Here is a 22,679-nt window from a genome sequence, read left to right on the forward strand (position 1 = left end):
AGTACCCCATGAGAAGCTTGCGCCATGCCACGATGCCCGCTGCCGCCCTGCTGACCCTTGCCCTCGCGGGCTGCGGCGGCAGCGACGGCGACCCCGAACCGACCGCGATGACGCTGGAGCAGTTCCAGTCGGCCTGCGCCGCGCTGAACGGCACGGCCGTCACGGGCGGCGCGGTCAGCGAAGCCACCTTCACCCCGGCATCCGACGGTGCGGTGACGGCCACCTCGGTGCCGCAGCACTGCCTGCTGCGCGGCGCGATGAACCAGCGCACCGGCATCGATGGCAAGCCCTATGCGCTGGGCTTCGAGCTGAGCCTGCCGTTCGGCTGGAACCAGCGCTTTTACTACCAGGGTGGATCGGGCGTGGACGGCACGCTGTTCCGTGCGCTGGGTGCCTACACGGGCGGCGGCAACACGCGCAACGCGCTGCTGGACGGCTATGCCGTGGTCACCACCGATTCGGGCCACCGCGCCGAGACGGGCGTGGCCAACGGCGCCTTCCTGTTCGGCGCCGACCCGCAGGCGCGCTACGAGTACGGCGACCAGCAGTTGCCCCAGGTGACGGCGGCGGCCAAGGCGCTGATCCGCAAGTTCTACGGCATCGTGCCGGTGCGCTCGTACTTCGTGGGCTGCTCCAACGGCGGACGCCAGGCCATGGTCGCCGCACAGCGCTACCCCGACCTGTTCGACGGCATCGTGGCCGCGGCACCGGGCTTTCGGCTCACGCAGGCATCGATCCAGGGCTCGGTCTACCAGGCCCGGATCGCCGCGGCCATCGCGCCGGCGGGCACGGACGGCCGGCCGGACATCACCAAGCCGCTCACCGCGGGCGACCAGGCCGTGGTGCGCCAGCGCATCCTGGACGCCTGCGACGCGCTGGACGGCGCGGTGGACGGCATGGTGAGCCGCATGAGCGCCTGCCGGCCCGACCCGCTGGCCTGGGCCTGCCAGGCCGGCGAGAGCGCCAACTGCCTGTCGCCAGCGAAGGCCGGCTACGTGAAGCAGCTGTTCGACGGCGCGAAGACCGCCGCCGGCGCGCAGATCTACGCACCCTGGCCGTTCGACCCCGGCATGGCGGCGCAATCGGCCAATCCGTTCTACACGATCTTCGCGGGCGAGGCCTCGCACATCTACACCACGCCGCCCACCATCACGGCCGACCTGCTGGGCTACGGCCTCACGGCGGACGTGGACACGGAGTTCGCCAAGCTCAGCGCCACCACGGCGACCTTCACGCGCTCGGGCAACGACTTCACCAACGCCGAGTCGCCGGACATGGACCGCTTCCGCGCGCGCGGCGGCAAGCTCATCGTCTTCAACGGCGCGGCCGACCTGGCCTTCTCCATCCACGATGTGGAGGCCTACTACAACAAGGTGCAGGCACGCTACGGCGCCGAGCAGGCGGCAAGCTTCGCGCGCGCCTTCTTCGTGCCGGGCATGGGCCATTGCTCGGGCGGCGCCTACGGCACCGACCAGTTCGACGCGGTGGGTGCGCTGGTGGACTGGGTCGAGAAGGGCCAGGCGCCCGAAGCCATGGTGTCCACGGCGCGGGCCGCGGCCGGCGTGGCCTGGCCGGGCCGCACCCGGCCGGTGTGCGCCTACCCGAAGGAAGCCATCTACAAGGGCACCGGTAGCATCGAGGACGCCGCCAACTTCAGCTGTCAGTAGCGCCACCGCATGCCCCGCAAGCCCCCTGCCCCGCCGCACGACCCGGCTGCCGACTACGCCGTCACGGCGCAGGTGGGGCACCTGCTGCGGCGGGCCTACCAGCGGCATGTGGCGCTGTTCCAGTCGGAGATCCCGGATGCGCAGCTCACGGCGGCGCAGTTCGTCACGCTGTGCGCGGTGCGCGACATGGGGGCCTGCTCGCTCAACGACGTGGTCAAGCGCACCGCGATCGACCAGGCCACCGTGCGCGGCGTGGTCGAGCGGCTGGCCGCGCGCGGCCTGCTCACCGTGTCGGCGCACCAGCGCGACGGCCGCAAGCGCGCGCTGGCGCTGACCGCGGCCGGCGCCGACCTGGTGGCGGCCACGGTGCCCTTTGCCCAGCGCGTGACCGAGCGCACCTTCGGCGACTTCAACCCGGCCGAGCGGCTGGCCCTGGTCTACCTGCTGCAGCGCATGGCGGAGATGCCCTGAGCGGGCGGGCCGCTCAGCGCCCGACCATGTTCTCCGCCACCACCCACTGGTCGAACTGCTCGGCGGTGACGTAGCCCGAGGCGATGGCCGCCTCGCGCAGGCTGAGGCCTTCCTTGTGGCCCTTCTTGGCGATGGCGGCGGCCTTGTCGTAGCCGATGTGCGGGTTCAGCGCGGTGACCAGCATCAGCGACTGCTGGACCAGGTGGTCGATGCGCTCGAGGTTGGGCGCGATGCCGACTGCGCAGTTGTTGTTGAAGCTGACCATGCCGTCGGCCAGCAGGCGCACGCTCTGCAGGAAGTTGTGGGCCACGACCGGGCGGAACACGTTGAGCTCGAAGTTGCCCGAGGCGCCGCCGATGTTGATGGCCACGTCGTTGCCGAACACCTGGGCCGCAAGCATGGTCACGGCCTCGCTCTGCGTGGGGTTGACCTTGCCCGGCATGATGGACGAGCCGGGCTCGTTCTCGGGAATGCTCAACTCGCCGATGCCGCTGCGCGGGCCGCTGGCCAGCCAGCGCACGTCGTTGGCGATCTTGTTCATGCTGGCGGCCAGGGTCTTGAGCGCGCCGTGGGCGTGCACCAGCGCGTCCTGCGAGGCCAGCGACTCGAACTTGTTGGGCGCCGTGACGAACGGCAGGCCGGTGATCGCGGCCAGCTCCTGGGCCACGCCTTCGGCATAGCCCTTGGGCGCGTTCAGGCCCGTGCCCACGGCCGTGCCGCCCAGGGCCAGCTCGTACAAATGCGGCAGCGCGGCCTGCACATGCTTCTTGCCATGCTCCAGCTGGGCCACCCAACCCGAGATCTCCTGGCCCAGCGTGAGCGGCGTGGCGTCCTGCAAGTGGGTGCGGCCGATCTTGACGATGTGGTCGAAAGCCTGGGCCTTCTCGGCCAGCGTGTTCTTCAGCACATCGATCGCGGGCAGCAGCTTGTGGGTCAGCGCATCGACGGCCGCCACGTGCGAGGCGGTGGGGAACACGTCGTTGGACGACTGGCTCTTGTTCACGTCGTCGTTGGGGTGCACGAGGCGGCCTTCGCCGCGCTCGCCGCCCAGCAGTTCGCTGGCGCGGTTGGCGATGACCTCGTTGAGGTTCATGTTGGTCTGCGTGCCCGAGCCGGTCTGCCAGACCACGAGCGGGAACTCGTCCGGGTGCCTGCCCTCGATGACCTCTTGCGCGGCGGCGACGATGGCGTCCTTCTTCTTCGCGTCGAGCAGGCCCAGCGCATGGTTGACGGTGGCCGAGGCCCGCTTGACCTGCGCCAGCGCCTTGATGATCTCGCGCGGCTGGCGCTCGCCCGAGATGTCGAAGTTCTGCAGCGAGCGCTGGGTCTGCGCGCCCCAGAGCTTGTCGGCAGGGACTTCGATGGGGCCAAAGGTGTCGCGTTCGGTACGGGTGGTCATGGGAAAGCCTCAGCAAACAAGAGCAATTCTCATCTTAGCGGAGCGGCGCCGCCTCGACGCGTTTGGGGATAATTCCGGCCGCTTTCTCCAACGAACCCCACGCCATGACCACCACCATCCAGCAGGCGGACCTGATCGACTCGATCGCGGGCGCCCTGCAGTACATCAGCTACTACCACACGCCGGACTTCATCGCCCACCTGGCCCGCGCCTACGAGCGCGAGCAGAGCCCCGCGGCCAAGGATGCGATGGCGCAGATCCTGACCAACTCCAAGATGAGCGCGACCGGCCAGCGCCCGATCTGTCAGGACACCGGCATCGTCAACGTGTTCCTCAAGGTGGGCATGGACGTGCGTTGGGGCGGCTTCACCATGGGCTTGGAAGACGCCGTCAACGAAGGCGTGCGCCGTGGCTACAACCACCCCGACAACATGCTGCGCGCCTCGGTCGTGGGCGATCCGCAGTTCGCGCGCAAGAACACCAAGGACAACACGCCGGCCGTGATCAACGTGCAGATCGTGCCCGGCGACAAGCTGGACGTGACCGTGGCCGCCAAGGGCGGCGGCTCGGAGAACAAGTCCAAGATGGTCATGATGAACCCCAGCGACAACCTGGTCGACTGGGTGCTCAAGACCGTGCCGACCATGGGCGCCGGCTGGTGCCCGCCGGGCATGCTGGGCATCGGCATCGGCGGCACCGCCGAGAAGGCCGTGCTGCTGGCCAAGGAGAGCCTGATGGGCGACCTGGACATGTACGAGCTGCAGCAGAAGGCGGCCCGCGGCGAGAAGCTCGACCAGGTCGAGGAGCTGCGCCTGGAGCTGTTCGAGAAGGTCAACGCGCTGGGCATCGGCGCCCAGGGCCTGGGCGGCCTGACCACGGTGCTGGACGTCAAGATCGCCATGTACCCCACGCACGCGGCCTCCAAGCCCGTGGCCATGATCCCCAACTGCGCGGCCACGCGCCACGCCCACTTCGTGATGGACGGTTCGGGCCCGGTGTACCTGGACGCGCCCTCGCTGGACTTGTGGCCCAAGATCGACTGGGCGCCCGACTACAACAAGTCCAGGCGCGTGGACCTCAACACGCTGACGAAGGAAGAAGTGGCCAGCTGGAAGCCCGGCGACACCCTTCTGCTGAACGGCAAGATGCTGACCGGCCGCGACGCGGCCCACAAGCGCATCCAGGACATGCTGGCCAAGGGCGAGAAGCTGCCCGTGGACTTCACCAACCGGGTCATCTACTACGTGGGCCCGGTGGACCCGGTGCGCGACGAGGTCGTCGGCCCCGCCGGCCCGACCACCGCCACGCGCATGGACAAGTTCACCGACATGATGCTGTCGCAGACCGGCCTGATCTCCATGATCGGCAAGTCCGAGCGCGGCCCGGTCGCCATCGAGGCCATCAAGAAGCACAAGAGCGCCTATCTGATGGCCGTGGGCGGCGCCGCCTACCTGGTCAGCAAGGCCATCAAGAGCGCCAAGGTGGTGGGCTTCGCCGACCTGGGCATGGAAGCGATCTACGAGTTCGACGTGGTCGACATGCCCGTGACCGTGGCCGTGGACGCGGGCGGCACCAGCGCCCACACCACCGGCCCGGCCGAGTGGAGCAAGCGCATCGCCAGCGGCGAGTTCAAGGGCATCGCGCTGGCGACCGCCTGATGCTGCCAGCCACGCCAATGGGCGACCCCCGACCCATCGGCGTGTTCGACAGCGGCACGGGCGGCCTGTCGGTGCTGCGCGCGCTGCACGCGGCGCTGCCGCACGAGGACTTCGTCTACGCCGATGACAGCGGCTTCGCGCCCTACGGCGAGCGCGACGCGGGCTTCGTGCAACAGCGCACGCACGCGATCACGGCGGCGCTGCAGGCGCGTGGCGTCAAGGCGCTCGTGATCGCCTGCAACACGGCCACCGCCGCGGCCGCCGAGGCCGTGCGCGCCGCGTGGCCGCAACTGCCCATCATCGGCGTGGAGCCTGCGCTCAAACCCGCCGTGGCCGCCAGCCGCACGCGCCGCATCGGCGTGATCGCCACGCGCGGCACGCTGGCCAGCGCGCGATTCGCGGCGCTGCAGGCGGCCGTGGCGGCCGACGTGGATTGCGTCGTCCAGCCCTGCGACGGCCTGGCCGCGGCCATCGACGCCTCGGTGCACCAGGACGACGGGCCCGATGCGGTGCAGCCGCTGGCGGCGCGCTACCTCGCGCAGATGGGGCGGTTCGGCACCGGCCCGGGCGAGATCGACACGCTGGTGCTGGGCTGCACCCACTACGTGCTGATCGCGCCGCTGCTGCAGGCGCTGGTCGGCCCCTGGGTGCGGCTCGTGGCCACGGGCGAGGCCGTGGCGCGCCAGACGGTGCGCCGGCTCGGCCCCGACGGCCTGGCACGGCGCGCGCGGCTCGGCGAGCTGAGCCTGCTCAGCAGCGGCCAGACCACGCAACTCGACCGGGCCGCTCGGCATTGGCTGGCACGGCTGCACGTGCCCGCTGCCTGTGGGACCATGGCATGACCGCTTCCTCCACGAGGCCGCCATGCCACAAGACCTGACCCCCGCCCCACTCGCCGGCTGCATCGCCGTCGTGACGGGCGCCAGCCGCGGCGCGGGCCGCGGCATCGCCCTGGAACTCGGCGCCGCGGGCGCCACCGTGGTCGTGACCGGCCGCAGCACGCGCGGCCAGGCCGCGTCGGGCTACGACAGCATCCTCGCGCTGTCGGGCCAGACCCGGTTGCCCGGCGACATCGACAGCACCGCCGAGGCCGTCACCGCCGCCGGCGGCCGCGGCATCGCGATCGCCTGCGACCATGGCGACGAAGCCCAGGTGCAGGCGCTGTTCGAGCGCGTGTTGCGCGAACACGGCCGCATCGACCTCCTGGTCAACAACGCCTGGGGTGGGCACCAGAGCTTCGACGGCGTGTTCGACGCGCCGTTCTGGCAGCACCCGCTCGCGCACTGGGACAGCATGCTGCAGCACGGCGTGCGCCACCACCTGCTGGCCAGCCGCCAGGCCGCGCCGGCCATGGTCGCGCAGCGCCGCGGGCTGATCGTCACGACCACCTTCCACGACCGCGGCCACTACCTGCGCGGCAACCTCTACTACGACCTGGCCAAGGCCGCGATGACGCGCCTGGCCTTCGGCATGGCCGAGGAGCTGCGGCCGCACGGCGTGGCTTCGATCGCGGTGTCGCCGGGCTGGATGCGCACCGAGTTCGTGCTACAGGGGCACCGCACCGACGAGGACCACTGGACCGAGCGGCCCGAACTCGCGCGGACCGAATCGCCGCGCTACCTGGGCCGGGCCGTGGCCGCACTGGCAGCCGACCCGCAGGTGCTGGACTGGAGCGGCCAGGTGCTGCTGGTGGCCGAACTCGCGCAGCGCTACGGCTTCACCGACGTGGACGGCCGGCAGCCGCCGGCCTTCACGCTGGACGCGCCGCCGGCCGGGCGCTGAGCATCAGGCCGTGGCCGGCGCCACGGCCACGCCCTGCGCCCTGGCCGCCTGCTCCTGCGCCGCCAGCGCGCGCAGGTGGCCGGGCCGCTGGCGCAGCCGCTCCCAATAGGCCTGCACGCTGGCCGGGTACTGCGCCGACAGGCCCAGCACCTCGCCCAGCATCAGCGCGTAGCCGACCGAGATGTCGGCCCCCGTGAAGCGGTCGGCGGCCAGGAAGGGCTTGTGCTCCAGCCGCGCCGCGATCGCGCGCAGCCGCGCCAGGAACCAGCGGCCGTAGTCCTCGGCCACCTGCGGCAGGCGCCGCTCGGGCGGCTCGAAGCGGCCATAGCGCAGCACCAGGGTCTGCGGAAAGGTCAGCGTGGCCTCGCCATGGTGCAGCCAGTTCAGGTAGTGGGCATGGTCGCGCTCGCCGCGGCCCACCCACAGGCCCAGGCGGTTGTCCGGGTCCTGCGTTTCCGCAAGGTACTGGCACATGGCGGCCGACTCGGTCATGGTCTGATCGCCATCCTCGAGGAAGGGCACGGTGCCCAGCACGTTGATGTCCAGGTAGCTGCGCTGCAGCGCGCGCGGCGGGAACGGCAGCATCTGGAGCGCATAGGGCACCTGCAACTCTTCGAGCATCCACAGCGGCCGGAACGAGCGTGCGCTCATGCAGTGGTAAAGGGTGGGCATGGCGGCGAAGGATAGCGATGGCGTTGCAGGATTCTTGCGCCAATGCGCTGGCTGCACTGTCGCGCGCAGGATATCGGCGTTGTGCGCGCGAAGAGGCGCGCGTCCTCTTGCGCGGTGGCGCGCGGCGCAGTGCAATGGGCGCAGACAAGCCGCATTCGGCGGACCGGGAGACGACATGCAAGCGCAAGCACCCACCCAGACCAGGCACGGACTGGCCGCCGGCGAGGCCGGCCGCCCGGCGCGCGCGGACTGGACCATCCCCCAGGACTGGGCGCGGTACACGGCCACCGAGCACGCGGTCTGGAAGACGCTGTTCGAACGCCAGAGCCGACTGCTGCCCGGCCGCGCCTGCGACGCCTTCGTGCAGGGCATGCGCGACCTGCCGATCGGCCCCGAGCAGATTCCCGACTTCGAGCGTCTCTCGGAGATCCTCATGGCGCGCACGGGCTGGCAGGTCGTGGCCGTGCCGGGCCTGGTGCCCGACGAGGTCTTCTTCGAGCACCTGGCCAACCGGCGCTTTCCGGCGGGCCACTTCATCCGCCAGCCGCACGAGCTCGACTACCTCGAAGAGCCCGACGTGTTCCACGACGTGTTCGGCCATGTGCCCATGCTCATGAACCCGGCGATCGCCGACTACATCCAGGCCTACGGCGTGGGCGGCCTGCGCGCGCAGCAGCTGGGCGTGCTGGACAAGCTCGCGCGGGTCTACTGGTACACGGTGGAATTCGGCCTCGTGCAGCAGGCCGAGGGGCTGCGCATCTACGGCGCTGGCATCGCCTCCTCGTACACGGAGACGGTGTTCGCGCTCGACGATCCCTCGCCCAACCGCATCGCCTTCGATCTGGAGCGCGTGATGCGCACGCGCTACCGCATCGACGATTTCCAGGAGAGCTATTTCGTGATCGACGACCTCGACCAGCTGCTGGAGCTGGCCCGCATCGACTTCGCGCCGCTGTACGCGCGCACCCAGGGCCAGGCCGAGCACGCGCCCGGCAGTGTGCTGGCCAGCGACCGCGTGCTCGTGCGAGGCACCGGGACCTACCACGCGGCCAAGAACGCCAAGAACTTGGTATAGAATCGTGGGCTTTTGGCGCGATAGCAAAGCGGTTATGCAACGGATTGCAAATCCGTCTAGCCCGGTTCGACTCCGGGTCGCGCCTCCAAATTCTTCGTGATGATTTCGTGAAGATCGGCAGCCCCTGCAGCCCTGTGCTCCAGGGGCTGTTTCGTACCGGCGCCACCCTGCCCCGATGGTGAAACTGGCAGACACAGCGGACTTAAAATCCGCCGCTTACCCGCGAGGGGGCGTACCGGTTCGATCCCGGTTCGGGGCACCACACACCTCCTGCGGCCCGACCGCCTGAACGCATCGGACGGCGGCCCCCTCCCCACACCCATGTCCGGCATGCGCTCCACCACCCTGCGCACTTCCTCGCCCCGCACGACCTGGGCTCGCCCGGTCGCACTGCTGCTGGCCGCCGCGCTCGCGGCCTGTGGCACGCCGCCGCCTGCCAGCACCACCGCTCCCCCGGCCGCGCAGCCCACGCTCAAGATCGGCATCGCGCTCGGCGGCGGCGCCGCCAAGGGCTTCGCGCACATCGGCGTCATCAAGATGCTCGAGGCCAACGGCCTGGCGCCTGCCGTGGTGGCAGGCACCAGCGCCGGCAGCGTGGTGGGCGCCCTGTACGCCAGCGGCATGAACGCGTTCGAGCTGCAGGAAAAGGCCGTGGCGCTGGACGAAGCGAGGATCCGCGACCTGCAGCTGTCCTCCGGCGGTCTGCTGCTGGGTCAGAAACTCGAGGACTACGTGAACGAACAGGTGCGCCGCCTGCCGCTGGACCGGCTGGCCAAGCCCTTCGCGGCCGTGGCCACGCGCCTGGAGGATGGCGAGCGTACGGTGTTCTCGCGCGGCAACACGGGCCAGGCGGTGCGGGCCTCCAGCAGCGTGCCGGGCGTGTTCCAGCCCGTCACCATCGGCAAGTTCCACTACGTCGACGGCGGCGTGGTCAGCCCGGTGCCGGTCGACGCGGCGCGCCAGCTCGGCGCCGATCTCGTGATCGCGGTGGACATCTCCAACAAGGCGCGCGGCCAGGCGCCCGCCGGCATGCTGGGCACGCTGGGCCAGTCCATCGCCATCATGGGACAGAAGGCGGGCCAGGCCGAGCTGGCGCGTGCCGACGTGGTCGTGCGCCCGCAGGTGCTGGACATCGGCGCGGCCGACTTCACGCAGCGCGCCAGTGCCATCCTTGAGGGCGAGAAGGCGGCGCTGGCCGCCATGCCGCAGATCCGCGCGCGCATCGCGCAGTTGCAGGCGGCACGCGAGGAGGCCACCCGGCTGGCCCAGCGCCAGGCGGCCGAGGCCCAGCACCAGGCCTGCCTGGAGCAACGCTCGCGCCTGCAGAAGCTGGCCGGCATGGCGGGGCTGGAGGGCGGCTGCCCCGCGCCATGAGCCTCACTGCACCGTCACGTTGACGGGCGGGGCCACGACCACGTAGCTGTAGGTGCCGTCGCCCATGGCGTGGCGGTAGCCCGGCATGACCACGGCAGTGCCCGGACCCGTGAAGCGCAGCGTGCCGTCGGCCGCGACGCTGTGCGGTGCGCTGCCATCGATCACGGCCGCCACGTTGCTCGTGGCGGCATAGGACACACCGGCCTGCGTGGTCAGCGTGATGGCCATGCCGAAGGCCTGGCCCACGGGCGCACTGGCGCTCGCGGCGCTGGCGATCGCGACCGGGAAGTCCTGCGCCCACCAGGCGTAGTCCGTGGTCAGGCCATGCGTGCCCTGGCTGTAGAAGCGGTAGAAGGCGGCCTGGTCGTTGATCGTCCAGGGCCAGAAGGTGATGCCGCGGTGCTTGCCCGCCTCCATCGCCGCCGCGCTCAGGTTGGCGTAGGACGGGTTGAAGGTCGCCGAATACTGCTGCGTGACGCTCAGGATGTTGCGCAGGTCCACCAGCGGGTCGCTGCCGCCGGCCGCGCTGTTCAGGTAGCCCACCGTCACCTCGGGCAGCGTCGTGCCCATGCGCGTGAGCTGGTTGCCATCGAAGGAGATCGCCACCACCTGGTCGCGCACCCCCAGCGCATCGAGCTCCTGCTGCAGCAGGGGCACGATGTCGGCGTTGGCGCTCTTGAGCTCCACGAAATGCGTGATGGGCCGGCCCTTGAACTCCTGGAAGAAGGCGCGCAGCGTCGGCACCTGGCGGCCGCGCGTCTTGGTCTGCAGGGCCTGGACCTGGGCCAGCGTCATGGCCTCGATGCTGCCGCTGCCGTTGGTCGTGCGGTCCACCGTCGCGTCGTGCATCACGACCAGGTGGCCGTCGGTGGTCCGGTAGATGTCGTTCTCGATGGCATCGGCGCCGGCCGCTGCGGCGGCCCGCGCGCCTTCCAGCGTGTTCTCGTCCTCGGTGGAGGGCATGCCGCGGTGGCCGGTCACCAGCGGCTTGCGCAGCAGCGTGCCGGCCGGCAGCGCGCGCAGCACCTGGGCGAAGGCGCGGGTGTCGGCGGCCAGCACACCGTGGACGCCGGTGGTCAGCACATTGGCGGCCTCGGCCGGCGTCGCCGCGTCGGCCTGCGCCCAGACCGTGATCAACAGGCGCTGCAGGTGCGCGACCGTGGCCCGCTGGATCATGGCCGCCGGCAGCACGGCGATCTTGGCCTTGGCCCGGTTCGTCGCACCGACCACCTCCAGGATGTCCTGCGGCGTGTTGCCCAGGCTGGTGCGTTGCGTGAAGTCGACCGCGGTGCGGACGGCCGGCAATGCACGCCGCGCGCTGGCCAGCAGTTCCACATCGGCGGACAGCAGCGTCACGTCGCCCAGGTCCAGCCGGTCCTGCGCGGCCGCCAGCGCGCCCACGGTCGCCGCGTCGGCGATGCGCAGCACCGGGATCGTCGCGCGGCCTGGGCTGGCCAGGTACTGGGCCAGCGCGCCGAGCCCCTCGCCGTTCGCGGCGTGCAGGTTCAGGCCCGCGTCGACGGCGTAGAGCACATTGCTGGCGCCGCTGGCCGCGAGATCGGTGTTGGCGGCCATGGCCTGCACCAGCGTGGGCGCCATGGCGGCCTGCGTGCCGGTCTCCTGCACCGCGACGAGCTTGCCGATCTCGGGCAGCGGCTGGAGCTGCTCGGTCACCTTCACGCTGCGCACCCGCATCACCAGGCCCGTGGTCTGCAAGCCGATGCCGCCTGCGGCCATGGCCTCGTCCAGCGTCATGTCGTGCGTGAGCACGTTGTCGAGGTACTGGCGCACGCGCCTGCCGTGCACCACCACGGTGGCCGTGTAGGTCTTGCCCGGGTCGATGTTCTCGCGGAACGCCTTGGTGCCCTGCACGTTCCAGCCATTGTTGCGGCGCAGGGCGAACTCGGTGCCGTTGGCCGCCGTGGCGGCCTGGCGGATCGCGAACTGGTAGTACGGCTCGTGCGGGATGGCGGCGTTCGCCGGGCCGGCCCGGTACATCACGCTGCCCCAGCGGCTGCTGTTGTTGGGCTGGGCGAAGGTGAACACCACGTCGATGCGGTAGTTCGACAAGGCCTCCAAGCGCGCCGGCAGCATCACCGCCGTCATCAGCGAACTGTGGGCCCGGCCGTCGATGACCAGCTCACCATCGGCCACCGAAACCGTGCCGCGGTTGTTGGCCGGCAGGCTCCAGCCCGCGGGCAGCGCGCTGAGTCCGGCGAAGCTCTGCTCGAGCAGGACCTGGGGCTGAACCTCGGGCTGCGGCGTGGGTGTGGGTGCGGGCACGGTGGGGTCGGTCCCGGGCCCGGGTGAGGGGGCGGCCTGGTCGTCGTCGCCACCGCCGCATGCGGCCAGGGCCGTCGCCAGGGCCAGAACGCCGACCCACTTCATCTTGTCCATCGCCATCCTCTGCGATCTCCCGCGTGAAAAGGGGCGGACTCTAGGAAGCGCGCATGACATCCGCATGTCTTCCAGCACGCAGCATGCGGGAATGTGCGGCCGCGCCGGCATGGCGTATCACGCGCGCGATGCCTTCAAGGCGACATGCGCAGCGCGGAACTTGTGGACACTGGCGGCCGCGCCGCCCGGCGGCACCCGACCCATCCCCCAAGGAAGCACCATGGATCGACGACTCTTCATTGCCGGCGCCAGCGCCCTCATCGCCCTGCCCGGGCGCGGCGCATTCGCGCAGCCGCGCCCCGCCTGGCAGGACGACGCCGGCAGCATCACCGACGTGCCCGGCCTGCGCGTCGGCCACTTCACCGACAGCCGCAGGCCCACGGGCTGCACGGTCGTCATCACCGAGGAAGGCGCGGTCGGCGGTGTCGATGTGCGCGGCTCGGCACCGGGCACGCGCGAGACAGATCTGCTGCAACCGTCCAACCTCGTCGAGAAGGTGCATGCGGTGCTGCTGTCCGGCGGCAGCGCGTTCGGGCTGGATGCGGCCTCGGGCGTCGTGCGCTACCTCGAGGAGCGCAAGATCGGCTTCGACGTGGGCGTCACGCATGTTCCCATCGTGCCCGCGGCCATCATCTTCGACCTCGGTGTCGGCGACGGGCGCGTCCGCCCGGACGCGCAGGCCGGCTACCGTGCCTGCGAAGCCGCCAGCACGCAGCGGCCGGCCGAAGGCAACGTGGGCGCCGGCGCGGGCGCCACGGTCGGCAAGCTGTTCGGCGCCAGGCGCGCCATGAAGGGCGGGCTCGGCATGGCCTCGCTCCGGGTGGCCGGCCTCACGGTCGGTGCCCTCGTCGTGGTCAATGCGGTCGGCGACGTGATCGACCCCGACACGGCCCAGCCCATCGCCGGCGCGCGCACCGAGGACGGCCGCCGGCTGCTGGACACACGCCGCGCCATCGCGGCCGGCGAGGTCCCGCAGCGCCTGCTGGCCGGCACCAACACCACGGTCGGCCTGGTCGCCACCGACGCCGTGCTCACCAAGGCCCAGGCGCAGAAGATCGCCCAGATGGCGCACGATGGCCTGGCGCGCAGCATCAACCCGGTCCACACCATGAACGACGGGGACACCCTGTTCGCGCTGGGCACGGGAAAGTCCGGCAAGACGGGCAACCCCAACCTGCTGGGCATGCTGGCCGCCGAAGCCATGGCGCGCGCCGTGGTGCGCGCCGTGCGGGCTGCCGGCAGCATCGAGGGCTACCCGAGCGCCGCGGACTTCAGGACGTGAGGGACACCTCGAACCAGGCGTCCGTCTGGTCGGCCAGGCTCTGCAGGCCCGTGTAACGCGCGGCGGCGTTGGCGCGCTCCCACCGCCGGACCAGCTCGGGCGCCGGCGGATCGCCACCGATCTCCGCCTGCATGAGCTGGCGCACCAGGGCCGCGACCTCCTCGGGCGAGCCGAGCCGGTCTTCCAACGCGGCCTCGAAGCGCATCTGCGCCGCGTCGCGTTGCCGATGGGTCATGCCCGCGCCTTCGCGCAGGACCGCGGCATAGGGCCGCGGCGGGGGCGGTGGTGGGGCCGGTGGCGCCGGGGGTTGAAGATCCAAGCAGAGTTGGACGGGATCCATCACGCAGCTCGATAACTGTATTGAAAAACAGTATAAGCGCCGCGACATGGCGACCACGGTCCCACCGGGCGCGGCGGCAGCGTGTTGCAAAATACCGGGCTTGCCGAACATCCGCAGGATGCCCCCACGCCCGGCCTGCCGGCCGCAGAACGACGGCGTCCGAAGGCCGCGACACCTTGCGCGGTCCCGGTCCGCCGCCCCACGAGACACCGCGTTGGCACCGCCCCACGCACCCGCTACCATCCCCCTATGTCACGCTACAACGCCCCCTTCGAGATCCACGTCCACGGCCAGGTGCCGCTGCGCGCGGACGTGAACTACGAGCAGATCCAGGAGGCGCTCAAACCCCTGTGGAAGTACGCCGGTGCCCGCTCGCTGGCCGCCGCCGCGGCCAGCGCCTACGAGGAAGAGCCCGGCATCCGCTTCGAGACCACCGAGCACCTGCTCGACATGTGCTGGACCGTGCCCGGCGACGAGGACTTCAAGCAGGCGCTGGACGAGATGTGCATGAGCCTGAACGAGCTGTCCGAACGCGGCGCGGCCATCGAGGTCAGCTTCTACGACGCCGAGTTCGACGAGGACGACGAGGAAGCGCCCGAGGACGAGGAGTCGCGCGACGACTTCATCATGCTGTTCGTCGGCCCCGATCCCGCGGCCATCATGCAGGTGCAGCGCGACCTGCTGGTGCAGGACGTGATCCACACCATGGAGCGCCACTTCGATGCGAGCGAACTGTCGGGCGTGGTGGCCGAGATCGACAAGCTGTTCACACAGCGCTTCGACGCGCTGACGAATTCGCTGGACCTGGGCAAGCCCTCGCGCGGCCCCGGCTCCGGCGGCGGCAGCCACGGCGGGGGCAGCGGCCGCCGCCCCCGCCACCTGCACTGAGGGGTCAGGAGCGTCCGGTGCCTGCGGGCGCCGGCGCGCGCCACAGGTTCAGCAGGTTGCCCGACAGGATCAGCGCCGTGCCCAGCGCCATCAGCAGGTCGATGCGCTCGGCATAGAACAGCCAGCCGGCCAGCGCCGTGAGCGGCACGCGCAGGAAGTCCATGGGCACCACCACGGTCGCGTCGGCATGGCGCATCGCACTGGCCATGCAGTAGTGGCCATAGGTGCCGGCCACCGCGACCAGCGTCACCCAGCCCCAGCCCGCCGCCGAGGGCCATTGCCACACGGCCAATGCCGGCCACAGGCCCAGCACGGTCTGCACCAGCAGCATCCAGAACATGATGGTCACGGCCTGCTCGGTCCGGGCCAGCGCCTTCACGGCGATGATGGACACCGCAAAGCCCAGCGCCGCACCCAGCGCGATGAGCTGGCCCGCACTCATGCCGCTGCCGCCACCGGGCTGCACGATCATGGCCACGCCGATGGCGCCCAGGGCCACGGCGGCCACCTTGCGACGGTGCAACGGCTCGCCAAGGAACAGCGCCGCCAGCACCACGGTCCAGATCGGCATCGTGAACTCGATGGCCACCACCTGACCCAGGGGGATCAGCGTCAGCGCGAAGAACCAGGCGTACTGCGCGCCGTAATGCACGATGTTGCGGCCCACATGCCGCGGCAGCTGGCGCGTGCGCAGGGCCGACAGCCCCCCGGCCGCACGCACCAGTGGCAGCAGCAGCACCAGCCCCATGACCGAGCGCATCAGCATGATCTGGAACACGTCGAGCTCGCGCGTGGCCTGGCGGCCGGCGACCGCGACCACCAGCATCAGCCCCAGCCAGCCTGCCATCCATGGCGCAGCGCGCCGGGCCTGGACGAGGACGGTCAGCGGCGGGGCGGGTGCGGGAATGCTGGACATGCCATGGACCGGGCTCGGGCGGACCGGTGTCTCCTGTGGTTCGGGCCGTCACTGTACAGGCCGACGCGTTGCGCTATGGTCGCGAACCCAACACCAACGACTGGAGACAAGACCCATGAGCCTGCACCGTCAACTGCAGCAGCGCGCCGCCGAGAACCGCCCCATCCGCATCGGCCTGATCGGCGCCGGCAAGTTCGGCTCCATGTACCTGGCCCAGGTGCCGCGCACGCCCGGCGTGCAGCTGGTGGCCATCGCCGACCTCTCGCCCGTGGCGGCCCGCGCCAACCTCGCGCGCGTGGGCTGGGAGGCCGGCCGCAGCGCCGCCCGCTCGGCCGACGAAGCGCTGCGCGAAGGCACGACCTGGATCACCGAGGACTGGCAGGCCGTCACGCGCCATCCGCAGATCGACGTGGTGGTCGAATGCACGGGCCACCCGGTGGCGGCCGTGGCGCACTGCCTGGACGCCTTCGCCCACGGCAAGCATGTGGTCAACGTGACGGTGGAAGCCGACGCCTTTTGCGGTCCGCTGCTGGCGCGCCGTGCGCAGGAAGCCGGCGTGGTCTATTCGCTGGCCTTCGGCGACCAGCCTGCGCTGATCTGCGACCTCGTGGACTGGGCCCGCAGCTGCGGCTTTCCGGTGGTGGCGGCCGGGCGCGGCCACAAATGGCTGCCGCACTTCAGCGCGTCCACGCCCGAGACCGTCTGGGGCCACTACGGCCTCACGCCCGAGCAGGCGCAGCGCGGCGGGCTCAACCCCAAGATGTTCAACAGCTTCCTGGACGGCTCCAAGCCCTCCATCGAAAGCGCGGCCGTGGCCAACGCCACCGGCCTGGCCGTGCCCTCCGACGGCCTGCTCTACCCGCCAGCGGCCATCGACCAGATCCCCAACGTCACGCGCCCGCGCAGCGAGGGCGGCGTGCTGGAGCACAAGGGCATGGTGGAGGTGGTGTCCTCGTTGCAGGCCGATGGCACGCCCATCCCCTACGACATCCGCATGGGCGTGTGGGTCACGGTCGAGGGCGAGACCGCGTACATCCGCAACTGCTTCGAGGAATACAACGCGAAGACCGACGACAGCGGTCGCTACTTCACGCTGTACAAACGCTGGCACCTGATCGGGCTGGAGGTGGGCATGTCGGTCGCCAGCGTGACGCTGCGGCGCGAGCCCACCGGCGCGGCCGTGGCCTGGAACGCCGACGTGGTGGCCACCGCCAAGCGCGACCTGGCCGTGGGCGAGACGCTGGACGGCGAAGGCGGCTACACCGTCTGGGGCAAGCTGCTGCCCGTGCAGCGCTCGCTCGCCTTCGGCGGCCTGCCGCTGGGCCTGGCACACGACGTGAAGCTCGTGCGCCCCGTCAAGGCGGGCCAGAGCCTTTGCTGGGACGACGTGGTGATGGACCAGACCACGCCGGCCTTCCAGCTGCGGCGCGAGCTCGAGGCGCTGTTCGCGCGCTGATCAGGCCTCGGTCTCCAGCACGCCGCGGTTGATCTGGTCGCGCTCGAGCGACTCGAACAGCGCCTTGAAGTTGCCCTCGCCGAAGCCTTCGCGGTAGTCGCCCTTGCGCTGGATGAACTCGAAGAACACCGGGCCCAGCAGCGGCTCGGAGAAGATCTGCAGCAACAGGCGCGGGCGGCCGCCCTCGGTCGTGCCGTCCAGGAGGATGCCGCGCGACTGCAGCTCGGCCACCGGCTCGCCGTGGCCGGGCAGGCGCGTTTCCAGGTTCTGGTAGTAGACGTCGTTGGGCGCGGTGAGGACCGGGATGCCGGCCATCTGCAGGCTGTCGATGGCGCCCAGCAGGTCGTCCGTCAGCAGCGCGATGTGCTGGATGCCCTCGCCGTTGAACTGCATCAGGAACTCCTCGATCTGGCCGCCGCCCTTCTTGGCTTCCTCGTTGAGCGGGATGCGGATGAGGCCATCGGGCGCGGTCATGGCCTTACTGGTCAGGCCCGTGTACTCGCCCTTGATGTCGAAGTAGCGGATCTCCTGGAAGTTGAAGAGCTTGTTGTAGAAGTCCGCCCAGTGCGCCATGCGGCCGCGGTAGACGTTGTGCGTGAGGTGGTCCACCACCTGGAAGCCGTGGCCCTTGGGCCGGCGGTCCACGCCGGGCAGGAACTCGAAGTCGATGTCGTAGATGCTCTTGCCGTCCTCGAAGCGGTCGATCAGGTACAGCGGCGCGCCGCCGATGCCCTTGATCGCCGGCAGGCGCAGCTCCATGGGCCCGGTGCCGATCTCGATGGGCTGGGCGCCGAGCTCCAGCGCCCGGTTGTAGGCCTTGTGCGAATCCTTCACGCGAAAGGCCAGGCCGCAGGCCGAAGGGCCATGCTCGGCGGCGAAGTAGCCGGCCTCGCTCTTGGGCTCGTTGTTGACGATGAAGTTGATGTCGTTCTGCCGGTACAGCAGCACGTTCTTGGAGCGGTGGCGCGCCACCAGCGTGAAGCCCATCTTCTCAAAGATCGGTTCCAGCACGCCCGGCGTCGGCGAGGCGAACTCCACGAACTCGAAGCCGCACAGGCCCATGGGGTTGTCGAACAGGTCGGCCATGTCTTATCTCCGGTGAAATGGGGATGGAGCTACAGAAAACCTCAATGCTAGGCAAATGCTACGCACGATTCCTGCGTTCTTCTGCAAACCCACGCCGCCGTCTGCAGGAATCGCGCGGCCACGGCCTTCAGACCAGCCCGCTGACCGGCACCGCCGCGCCGTGCACGGCGCGCGCGGCGTCCGAGGCCAGGAACAGCATCACGTCGGCCAGCGCGTCCGGGTGCACCCACTGCGTGGCATCGGCCTCGGGCATCGCGGCGCGGTTGTCCGGCGTGTCGATGATGGAGGGCAGCACGCAGTTGACGTTCACACCCTGGTGCCGCAGCTCGGCCGACATGGATTCTGTGAGCCGGATCAGCGCGCTCTTGGACGCCGCGTAGGCGCCCATCTGCGCCCCGCCCCTGAGCGCCGCGCCCGCGCCCACGGTCACGATGCGGCCGCCGCCCTGTGCGAGCAGGTGCGGCACCAGCACGGCCGCCACGTTGACGAGGCTGCGCGCGTTGAGGTCCATCAGGAAGTCCCAGTTGCCGGCCGAGGTCTCGTGCACGGCCTCGCCCATGCGGAAGCCGCCCGCGATGTGCAGCAGCGTGTCGATGCGCCCCAGCCGCGCGATCTGCGGCGCCAGCGCCTGGGCCAGCTGCGCGCGGTCCAGCAGGTCGGCGGCCAGCAGGCCCTGGTCGTCTCCGTAAGCACGCTGCAGCGCCGCGGCATCGCGGTCCAGCAGCAGCAGGCGCGCGCCCTGGGCGCGTGCGCGGGCGGCCGCGGCGCGGCCCAGGTGGCCGGCGGCGCCGGTGATGAGGATGGTGCGGGCGGGGGTGCTGGCCATGGCGATGCTCCTGTGCAGGTGGTCGTGGTGCGGCCGCAGCCGCGAAGGCGCCAGTGTCGCTCGGCCCCCCCTGCAACGGCCCGCAAAGCGCATAAGCTCGCGCCATGCAAGACCTTGGCAACTGGACCCCTTCCTCCTGGCGTGCGCGCCCGGCCCTGCAACTGCCCGCCTATGCGGACGCGAACGCCCTGCGCGCCGCCGAGCAGCGCCTGGCTACCTCGCCGGCGCTGATCTTTCCGGGCGAGATCGCGCAGCTGCGCACGCGGCTCGCGGCCGTGGCGCGCGGCGAGGCCTTCCTGCTGCAGGGCGGCGATTGCGCCGAGAGCTTCGACGAGATCGGCCAGGACGCCGTGGAATCCACCTTCCGCGTGATCCTGCAGATGGCGGTGGTGCTCACCTACGCCGCCGCCTGCCCGGTGGTCAAGCTCGGCCGCATCGCCGGGCAGTTCGCCAAGCCGCGCTCCTCGGAAACCGAGACCGTGGACGGCTGCACCCTGCCCTCCTACCGCGGCGACATCGTCAACGGCAGCGCCTTCGACGCCGCGGCCCGCGCGCCCGACCCGGCCCGGCTGCTGACGGCCTACGCCCACTCCACCACCACGCTGAACCAGCTGCGCGCGCTGGCCCAGGGCGGCTTCGCCGACCTGCACGAGGTGCACCGCTGGACGGCCGACTTCGTGCGCACCAGCCCGCAGGGCGAGCGCTTCGCCGAACTGGCCGACCGCATCACCGAATCGCTGGCCTTCATGGAGGCCTGCGGCTTCGACGCCGCGCGCACGCCGCAGCTGCATGCGGTGGAGTTCTACACCTCGCACGAGGCGCTGCACCTGCACTACGAGCAGGCGCTCACGCGGCACGACGCGCGCAGCGGCCGCTGGTACGGCGGCTCGGCCCACATGCTGTGGCTGGGCGAGCGCACGCGCCAGCTGGACGGCGCCCACATCGAGTACCTGCGCGGCATCGACAACCCGGTGGGCGTCAAGCTCGGCCCCGGCGCCGTGGCCGACGACGTGCTGCGCCTGCTGGACCGGCTGGACCCGGACCAGACGCCCGGGCGCACCGTGCTGATCAGCCGCATGGGCAGCGACAAGGTGGCCGAGCGGCTGCCGCCGCTGCTGCGCGCGGTGCGCCGCGCCGGCCGCACGCCGGTGTGGTGCTGCGACCCCATGCACGGCAACACCGTGACGGCCTCCAACGGCTACAAGACGCGCGACTTCGGGCGCATCCTCACCGAGATGCGCGGCTTCTTCGCGGCGCACGCCCAGGAGGGCACCTACGCCGGCGGCCTGCACTTCGAGATGACGGGCCAGGACGTGACCGAGTGCCGCGGCGGCGCGCAGGCGCTGACCGACGCCGGCCTGGGCGACCGCTACCGCACCGCCTGCGACCCGCGCCTGAACGGCTCGCAAAGCCTGGAGCTGGCCTTCCAGATCGCCGACGTGCTGAAGGCCGCGCGGGCCGGGCGCTGAGAACGTGTGAACGAACCGCTCACACCCACGCGAGGTCCCCAATGAGCACCTGTTTCCATCATGACCGTCGCGCCAGGGGCCTCGCCCTTCGGGCCGGGGCGCGCCAGGCCGCATGCGGGCGTTGCGGTCCTTGCCCGGGCACGAGCCCGGGCTGCGGCCCGTGCCTACGCCTGCGGCCCGCCGCGACCCGTCGTGGGCGCGATCGGTTCATTCACACGTTCTGAGTCAGTCGAGCGACACGTTGGCCTTCCTCGCGAGTGCCGCATAGCGCGCGGCCTCGCTGCGGAAGAACTTCGCCGCCTCCTCGGGCGAGGTCGGGCGGATCAGGTTGCCCTGCTTGGCCATCGCCTCGGCCACCTCGGGGCTGGCAAAGCCCCGGACGAAGGCATCGTGCACGCGCCGGACCTCGGCCGCCGGCATCCGGGCCGGGCCGACCACGGCGAACCAGCCTTCCACGTCGTAGTCCGGCAGGCCCTGCTCGGCGATGGTCGGGATCTCGGGCGCGGCCGGCGAGCGCTGCGCGCCGCACAGGCCGATGGCCTTGACCATGCCGCTCTTGATGTGGGCCTGGATGGCCGGCAGCGCGACCACGCCGAACTGCACCTGGCCGCCCAGCAGGTCGTTGACCATGGCGCCCGTGCCCTTGTAGGGCACATGGCGCACGCGTAGCCCGGCCTGCTCGACGAACATCTCGCCGGCCAGGTGGATGATGGTGCCGTTGCCCGAGGAGGCGTAGTTCAGCGCGTCCGGCTGGGCCTTGGCCAACGCCACGAGCTCCTTGACGTTGCTGGCCGCCACGCCCTTGCCGGCCACCAGCACCAGCGGCGTGGCGCCGATCACGCTGATGGGGGTGAAGTCGGCGATCGCATCGAACGGCATCTTCTTGTAGACCGCCGGGTTGATCACGTGGTTGTTGGAGACCAGCCCCAGCGTGAGCCCGTCGGGCGCGGCCTTGGCCACCACCGCGGCGCCCGTGATGCCGCCCGCGCCCGGCAGGTTCTCCACCACCAGCGGCGCACCCAGCGCCTTGCCCACGGCCACCGAGGCCGCGCGGGCGATCACGTCCACGCCCGAGCCGGCGCTGATGGGCAGGACCAGCCGCACGGGCTTGTCGCCCTGGGCGAAGGCCGGCAGGGCCAGCGCGGCGGCGGCGGCCAGCAGGCCGCGACGACGGATCGAGATCGGGTTGTGCATCGTGTGTCTCCGTGGATGGATTGTTTCAGTGGGCGGCGGCCTGCTGCAGCGCGCCCAGGATTGCGTCGGTGTGCTCGCCCACCTTGGGCAGCGGCATGCGCACGCCGGGGCGGCGCCCGCCCAGCGTCAGCGGCAGCAGCACCACCTCGGTCGTGCCGCCGTCGTCGGTGGCCATGGGCACCAGGCCGCCGCTTTGCCGCAGGTGCGGATCGTCACAGAGCTGCTCGGGCCGCACGATGGGCGCATACGGGATGCCCGCGGCTTCGAGCCGCGGCGCAAGGTCCTCGACCCGGTGCTGCGCCAGGATTTCGCCCAGCAGGGCCAGCAGCTGCGGGCGCACCGCCACGCGCGCAGCGTTGTCGCGAAAGTCCGGCACCTGCAGCAGTTCTTCGCGCTCCAGCACCTGGCACAGCGTGGCGAACTGCTTGTCGCTGACGGCGCCGATGAACAGTTGCGCGCCAGCCGCCAGCGTGAACACGTCGTACACGCTCCAGGCCGACACGCGCGCGGGCATGGGCGGCGGCGGTTCGCCCGTCATGTCAAGTTGCGCGATCCCCGACGCCAAATGAACCGCAACCGCCCCCAAGTTTGCGCGTTTCCGACCTCGAAACCGCCCACGATTCAACCAATCGCGAGTGAAACTTCGCAAACCTAAATCCAAACGCTTCCCAACTTGCGAAAGCGCGCAGGTAGTTGAATTTTTAATGAGCCTCCGAGCAGTTTAGAA

19 protein-coding genes, 2 tRNA genes and 1 pseudogene are annotated in these 22,679 nt (G+C 70.8%); 13 read left to right on the top strand and 9 right to left on the bottom strand.

Features of this window, described 5'->3' with window-relative positions:
- The first annotated feature begins 8 nt into the window (after positions 1 to 8).
- Positions 9 to 1,667 carry a tannase/feruloyl esterase family alpha/beta hydrolase gene (locus tag IE209_RS20355; protein WP_189688737.1) on the top strand — a complete coding sequence of 553 codons (1,659 nt, stop codon included), beginning with the start codon at positions 9 to 11 and terminating at the stop codon, positions 1,665 to 1,667.
- Positions 1,668 to 1,676: 9 nt separating this feature from the next.
- Positions 1,677 to 2,138 carry a MarR family winged helix-turn-helix transcriptional regulator gene (locus tag IE209_RS20360; protein ID WP_189688738.1) on the top strand — a complete coding sequence of 154 codons (462 nt, stop codon included), beginning with the start codon at positions 1,677 to 1,679 and terminating at the stop codon, positions 2,136 to 2,138.
- Positions 2,139 to 2,151: 13 nt separating this feature from the next.
- Here the strand turns inward: IE209_RS20360 and fumC are convergent, their stop codons facing one another.
- Entirely contained in the window at positions 2,152 to 3,537 is a 1,386-nt protein-coding gene (gene fumC / locus IE209_RS20365; protein WP_189688739.1) for a class II fumarate hydratase, read from the bottom strand.
- Between the two features lie 104 nt (positions 3,538 to 3,641).
- On the opposite strand from fumC, the gene IE209_RS20370 reads away from it, so the two are divergent.
- Genes IE209_RS20370 through IE209_RS20380 form a run of 3 tightly spaced genes read left to right on the top strand, consistent with a single transcriptional unit; the run spans position 3,642 to position 6,977 of the window.
- Positions 3,642 to 5,195 (top strand): fumarate hydratase, encoded by a 1,554-nt coding sequence (locus IE209_RS20370; RefSeq protein WP_189688740.1) that lies wholly within the window; start codon positions 3,642 to 3,644, stop codon positions 5,193 to 5,195.
- On the top strand, positions 5,195 to 6,037 hold the full coding sequence (gene murI, locus IE209_RS20375) for a glutamate racemase (protein ID WP_229882956.1): 843 nt from the start codon (positions 5,195 to 5,197) through the stop codon (positions 6,035 to 6,037). Before IE209_RS20370 ends, murI begins: the two co-directional genes overlap by 1 nt.
- Positions 6,038 to 6,059: 22 nt before the next feature.
- On the top strand, positions 6,060 to 6,977 hold the full coding sequence (locus IE209_RS20380) for an SDR family NAD(P)-dependent oxidoreductase (RefSeq protein WP_189688741.1): 918 nt from the start codon (positions 6,060 to 6,062) through the stop codon (positions 6,975 to 6,977).
- Positions 6,978 to 6,980: 3 nt separating this feature from the next.
- On the opposite strand, the gene IE209_RS20385 is transcribed toward IE209_RS20380, so the two are convergent.
- A complete protein-coding gene (locus IE209_RS20385) occupies positions 6,981 to 7,649 on the bottom strand; it encodes a glutathione S-transferase family protein (RefSeq protein ID WP_189688742.1) in 669 nt (222 codons plus the stop codon).
- Positions 7,650 to 7,824: 175 nt separating this feature from the next.
- Between IE209_RS20385 and phhA the strand changes: the two genes are divergently transcribed.
- The 4 genes from phhA (at position 7,825) to IE209_RS20405 (ending at position 10,098) form a co-directional block, all read left to right on the top strand.
- On the top strand, positions 7,825 to 8,724 hold the full coding sequence (gene phhA / locus IE209_RS20390; RefSeq protein WP_189688743.1) for a phenylalanine 4-monooxygenase: 900 nt from the start codon (positions 7,825 to 7,827) through the stop codon (positions 8,722 to 8,724).
- Between the two features lie 14 nt (positions 8,725 to 8,738).
- Positions 8,739 to 8,812: transfer RNA gene (locus IE209_RS20395), tRNA-Cys, on the top strand.
- A gap of 81 nt (positions 8,813 to 8,893) precedes the next feature.
- Positions 8,894 to 8,986, top strand: a tRNA-Leu gene (locus IE209_RS20400).
- A gap of 68 nt (positions 8,987 to 9,054) precedes the next feature.
- Entirely contained in the window at positions 9,055 to 10,098 is a 1,044-nt protein-coding gene (locus tag IE209_RS20405; RefSeq protein WP_189688744.1) for a patatin-like phospholipase family protein, read from the top strand.
- Between the two features lie 3 nt (positions 10,099 to 10,101).
- Here IE209_RS20405 and IE209_RS20410 read toward each other — a convergent pair whose 3' ends face one another.
- Positions 10,102 to 12,495: a glycerophosphodiester phosphodiesterase family protein gene (locus IE209_RS20410; protein ID WP_189688745.1), complete on the bottom strand. Its 2,394-nt coding sequence runs from the start codon at positions 12,493 to 12,495 to the stop codon at positions 10,102 to 10,104.
- Positions 12,496 to 12,715: 220 nt separating this feature from the next.
- Between IE209_RS20410 and IE209_RS20415 the strand changes: the two genes are divergently transcribed.
- On the top strand, positions 12,716 to 13,777 hold the full coding sequence (locus tag IE209_RS20415; RefSeq protein ID WP_189688746.1) for a P1 family peptidase: 1,062 nt from the start codon (positions 12,716 to 12,718) through the stop codon (positions 13,775 to 13,777).
- Here the strand turns inward: IE209_RS20415 and IE209_RS20420 are convergent.
- A complete protein-coding gene (locus tag IE209_RS20420) occupies positions 13,767 to 14,012 on the bottom strand; it encodes a hypothetical protein (protein WP_189688747.1) in 246 nt (81 codons plus the stop codon). The genes IE209_RS20415 and IE209_RS20420 overlap by 11 nt on opposite strands.
- 354 nt (positions 14,013 to 14,366) lie before the next feature.
- On the opposite strand from IE209_RS20420, the gene IE209_RS20425 reads away from it, so the two are divergent.
- Complete coding sequence (locus IE209_RS20425; RefSeq protein WP_189688748.1) at positions 14,367 to 15,005, top strand: DUF6806 family protein; 639 nt, start codon at positions 14,367 to 14,369, stop codon at positions 15,003 to 15,005.
- Positions 15,006 to 15,009: 4 nt separating this feature from the next.
- Here the strand turns inward: IE209_RS20425 and IE209_RS20430 are convergent, their stop codons facing one another.
- The gene (locus IE209_RS20430; protein ID WP_189688749.1) at positions 15,010 to 15,921 is read right to left on the bottom strand and encodes a DMT family transporter; all 912 of its coding nucleotides are present in this window, start codon (positions 15,919 to 15,921) and stop codon (positions 15,010 to 15,012) included.
- 115 nt (positions 15,922 to 16,036) lie between these two features.
- Between IE209_RS20430 and IE209_RS20435 the strand changes: the two genes are divergently transcribed.
- A complete protein-coding gene (locus IE209_RS20435; protein WP_189688750.1) occupies positions 16,037 to 17,377 on the top strand; it encodes an NAD(P)H-dependent oxidoreductase in 1,341 nt (446 codons plus the stop codon).
- Here the strand turns inward: IE209_RS20435 and hppD are convergent, their stop codons facing one another.
- Both hppD and IE209_RS20445 read right to left on the bottom strand, forming a co-directional pair.
- Positions 17,378 to 18,463: a 4-hydroxyphenylpyruvate dioxygenase gene (gene hppD / locus IE209_RS20440; protein ID WP_189688751.1), complete on the bottom strand. Its 1,086-nt coding sequence runs from the start codon at positions 18,461 to 18,463 to the stop codon at positions 17,378 to 17,380. It lies immediately after the preceding gene.
- Between the two features lie 127 nt (positions 18,464 to 18,590).
- The gene (locus IE209_RS20445) at positions 18,591 to 19,289 is read right to left on the bottom strand and encodes an SDR family NAD(P)-dependent oxidoreductase (RefSeq protein WP_189688752.1); all 699 of its coding nucleotides are present in this window, start codon (positions 19,287 to 19,289) and stop codon (positions 18,591 to 18,593) included.
- Between the two features lie 104 nt (positions 19,290 to 19,393).
- Between IE209_RS20445 and IE209_RS20450 the strand changes: the two genes are divergently transcribed.
- On the top strand, positions 19,394 to 20,758 hold the full coding sequence (locus IE209_RS20450) for a class II 3-deoxy-7-phosphoheptulonate synthase (protein WP_189688753.1): 1,365 nt from the start codon (positions 19,394 to 19,396) through the stop codon (positions 20,756 to 20,758).
- Between the two features lie 225 nt (positions 20,759 to 20,983).
- Here the strand turns inward: IE209_RS20450 and IE209_RS20455 are convergent, their stop codons facing one another.
- Together IE209_RS20455 and IE209_RS20460 are read right to left on the bottom strand one after the other, a co-directional pair.
- Positions 20,984 to 21,952 (bottom strand): tripartite tricarboxylate transporter substrate binding protein, encoded by a 969-nt coding sequence (locus IE209_RS20455; RefSeq protein WP_189688754.1) that lies wholly within the window; start codon positions 21,950 to 21,952, stop codon positions 20,984 to 20,986.
- Positions 21,953 to 21,977: 25 nt separating this feature from the next.
- Positions 21,978 to 22,499, bottom strand: a pseudogene (locus IE209_RS20460) (CoA transferase); the annotation flags it as partial.
- Between the last annotated feature and the right edge of the window lie 180 nt (positions 22,500 to 22,679).

Source organism: Pseudorhodoferax aquiterrae (assembly GCF_014652235.1).
Classification (GTDB): Bacteria; Pseudomonadota; Gammaproteobacteria; order Burkholderiales; family Burkholderiaceae_C; genus Pseudorhodoferax; species Pseudorhodoferax aquiterrae.

Bases quoted from the DNA above. Each gene is read 5' to 3' on its own strand.
- IE209_RS20420 (WP_189688747.1), bottom strand. From the start codon at position 14,012: ATGACCCATCGGCAACGCGACGCGGCGCAGATGCGCTTCGAGGCCGCG.
- phhA (WP_189688743.1), top strand. From the start codon at position 7,825: ATGCAAGCGCAAGCACCCACCCAGACCAGGCACGGACTGGCCGCCGGC.
- IE209_RS20360 (WP_189688738.1), top strand. From the start codon at position 1,677: ATGCCCCGCAAGCCCCCTGCCCCGCCGCACGACCCGGCTGCCGACTAC.
- IE209_RS20385 (WP_189688742.1), bottom strand. From the start codon at position 7,649: ATGCCCACCCTTTACCACTGCATGAGCGCACGCTCGTTCCGGCCGCTG.
- fumC (WP_189688739.1), bottom strand. From the start codon at position 3,537: ATGACCACCCGTACCGAACGCGACACCTTTGGCCCCATCGAAGTCCCT.
- murI (WP_229882956.1), top strand. From the start codon at position 5,195: ATGCTGCCAGCCACGCCAATGGGCGACCCCCGACCCATCGGCGTGTTC.
- IE209_RS20355 (WP_189688737.1), top strand. From the start codon at position 9: ATGAGAAGCTTGCGCCATGCCACGATGCCCGCTGCCGCCCTGCTGACC.
- IE209_RS20415 (WP_189688746.1), top strand. From the start codon at position 12,716: ATGGATCGACGACTCTTCATTGCCGGCGCCAGCGCCCTCATCGCCCTG.
- IE209_RS20455 (WP_189688754.1), bottom strand. From the start codon at position 21,952: ATGCACAACCCGATCTCGATCCGTCGTCGCGGCCTGCTGGCCGCCGCC.
- IE209_RS20445 (WP_189688752.1), bottom strand. From the start codon at position 19,289: ATGGCCAGCACCCCCGCCCGCACCATCCTCATCACCGGCGCCGCCGGC.
- IE209_RS20435 (WP_189688750.1), top strand. From the start codon at position 16,037: ATGAGCCTGCACCGTCAACTGCAGCAGCGCGCCGCCGAGAACCGCCCC.
- IE209_RS20425 (WP_189688748.1), top strand. From the start codon at position 14,367: ATGTCACGCTACAACGCCCCCTTCGAGATCCACGTCCACGGCCAGGTG.
- IE209_RS20405 (WP_189688744.1), top strand. From the start codon at position 9,055: ATGCGCTCCACCACCCTGCGCACTTCCTCGCCCCGCACGACCTGGGCT.
- IE209_RS20430 (WP_189688749.1), bottom strand. From the start codon at position 15,921: ATGTCCAGCATTCCCGCACCCGCCCCGCCGCTGACCGTCCTCGTCCAG.
- IE209_RS20380 (WP_189688741.1), top strand. From the start codon at position 6,060: ATGCCACAAGACCTGACCCCCGCCCCACTCGCCGGCTGCATCGCCGTC.
- IE209_RS20450 (WP_189688753.1), top strand. From the start codon at position 19,394: ATGCAAGACCTTGGCAACTGGACCCCTTCCTCCTGGCGTGCGCGCCCG.
- IE209_RS20370 (WP_189688740.1), top strand. From the start codon at position 3,642: ATGACCACCACCATCCAGCAGGCGGACCTGATCGACTCGATCGCGGGC.
- IE209_RS20410 (WP_189688745.1), bottom strand. From the start codon at position 12,495: ATGGACAAGATGAAGTGGGTCGGCGTTCTGGCCCTGGCGACGGCCCTG.
- hppD (WP_189688751.1), bottom strand. From the start codon at position 18,463: ATGGCCGACCTGTTCGACAACCCCATGGGCCTGTGCGGCTTCGAGTTC.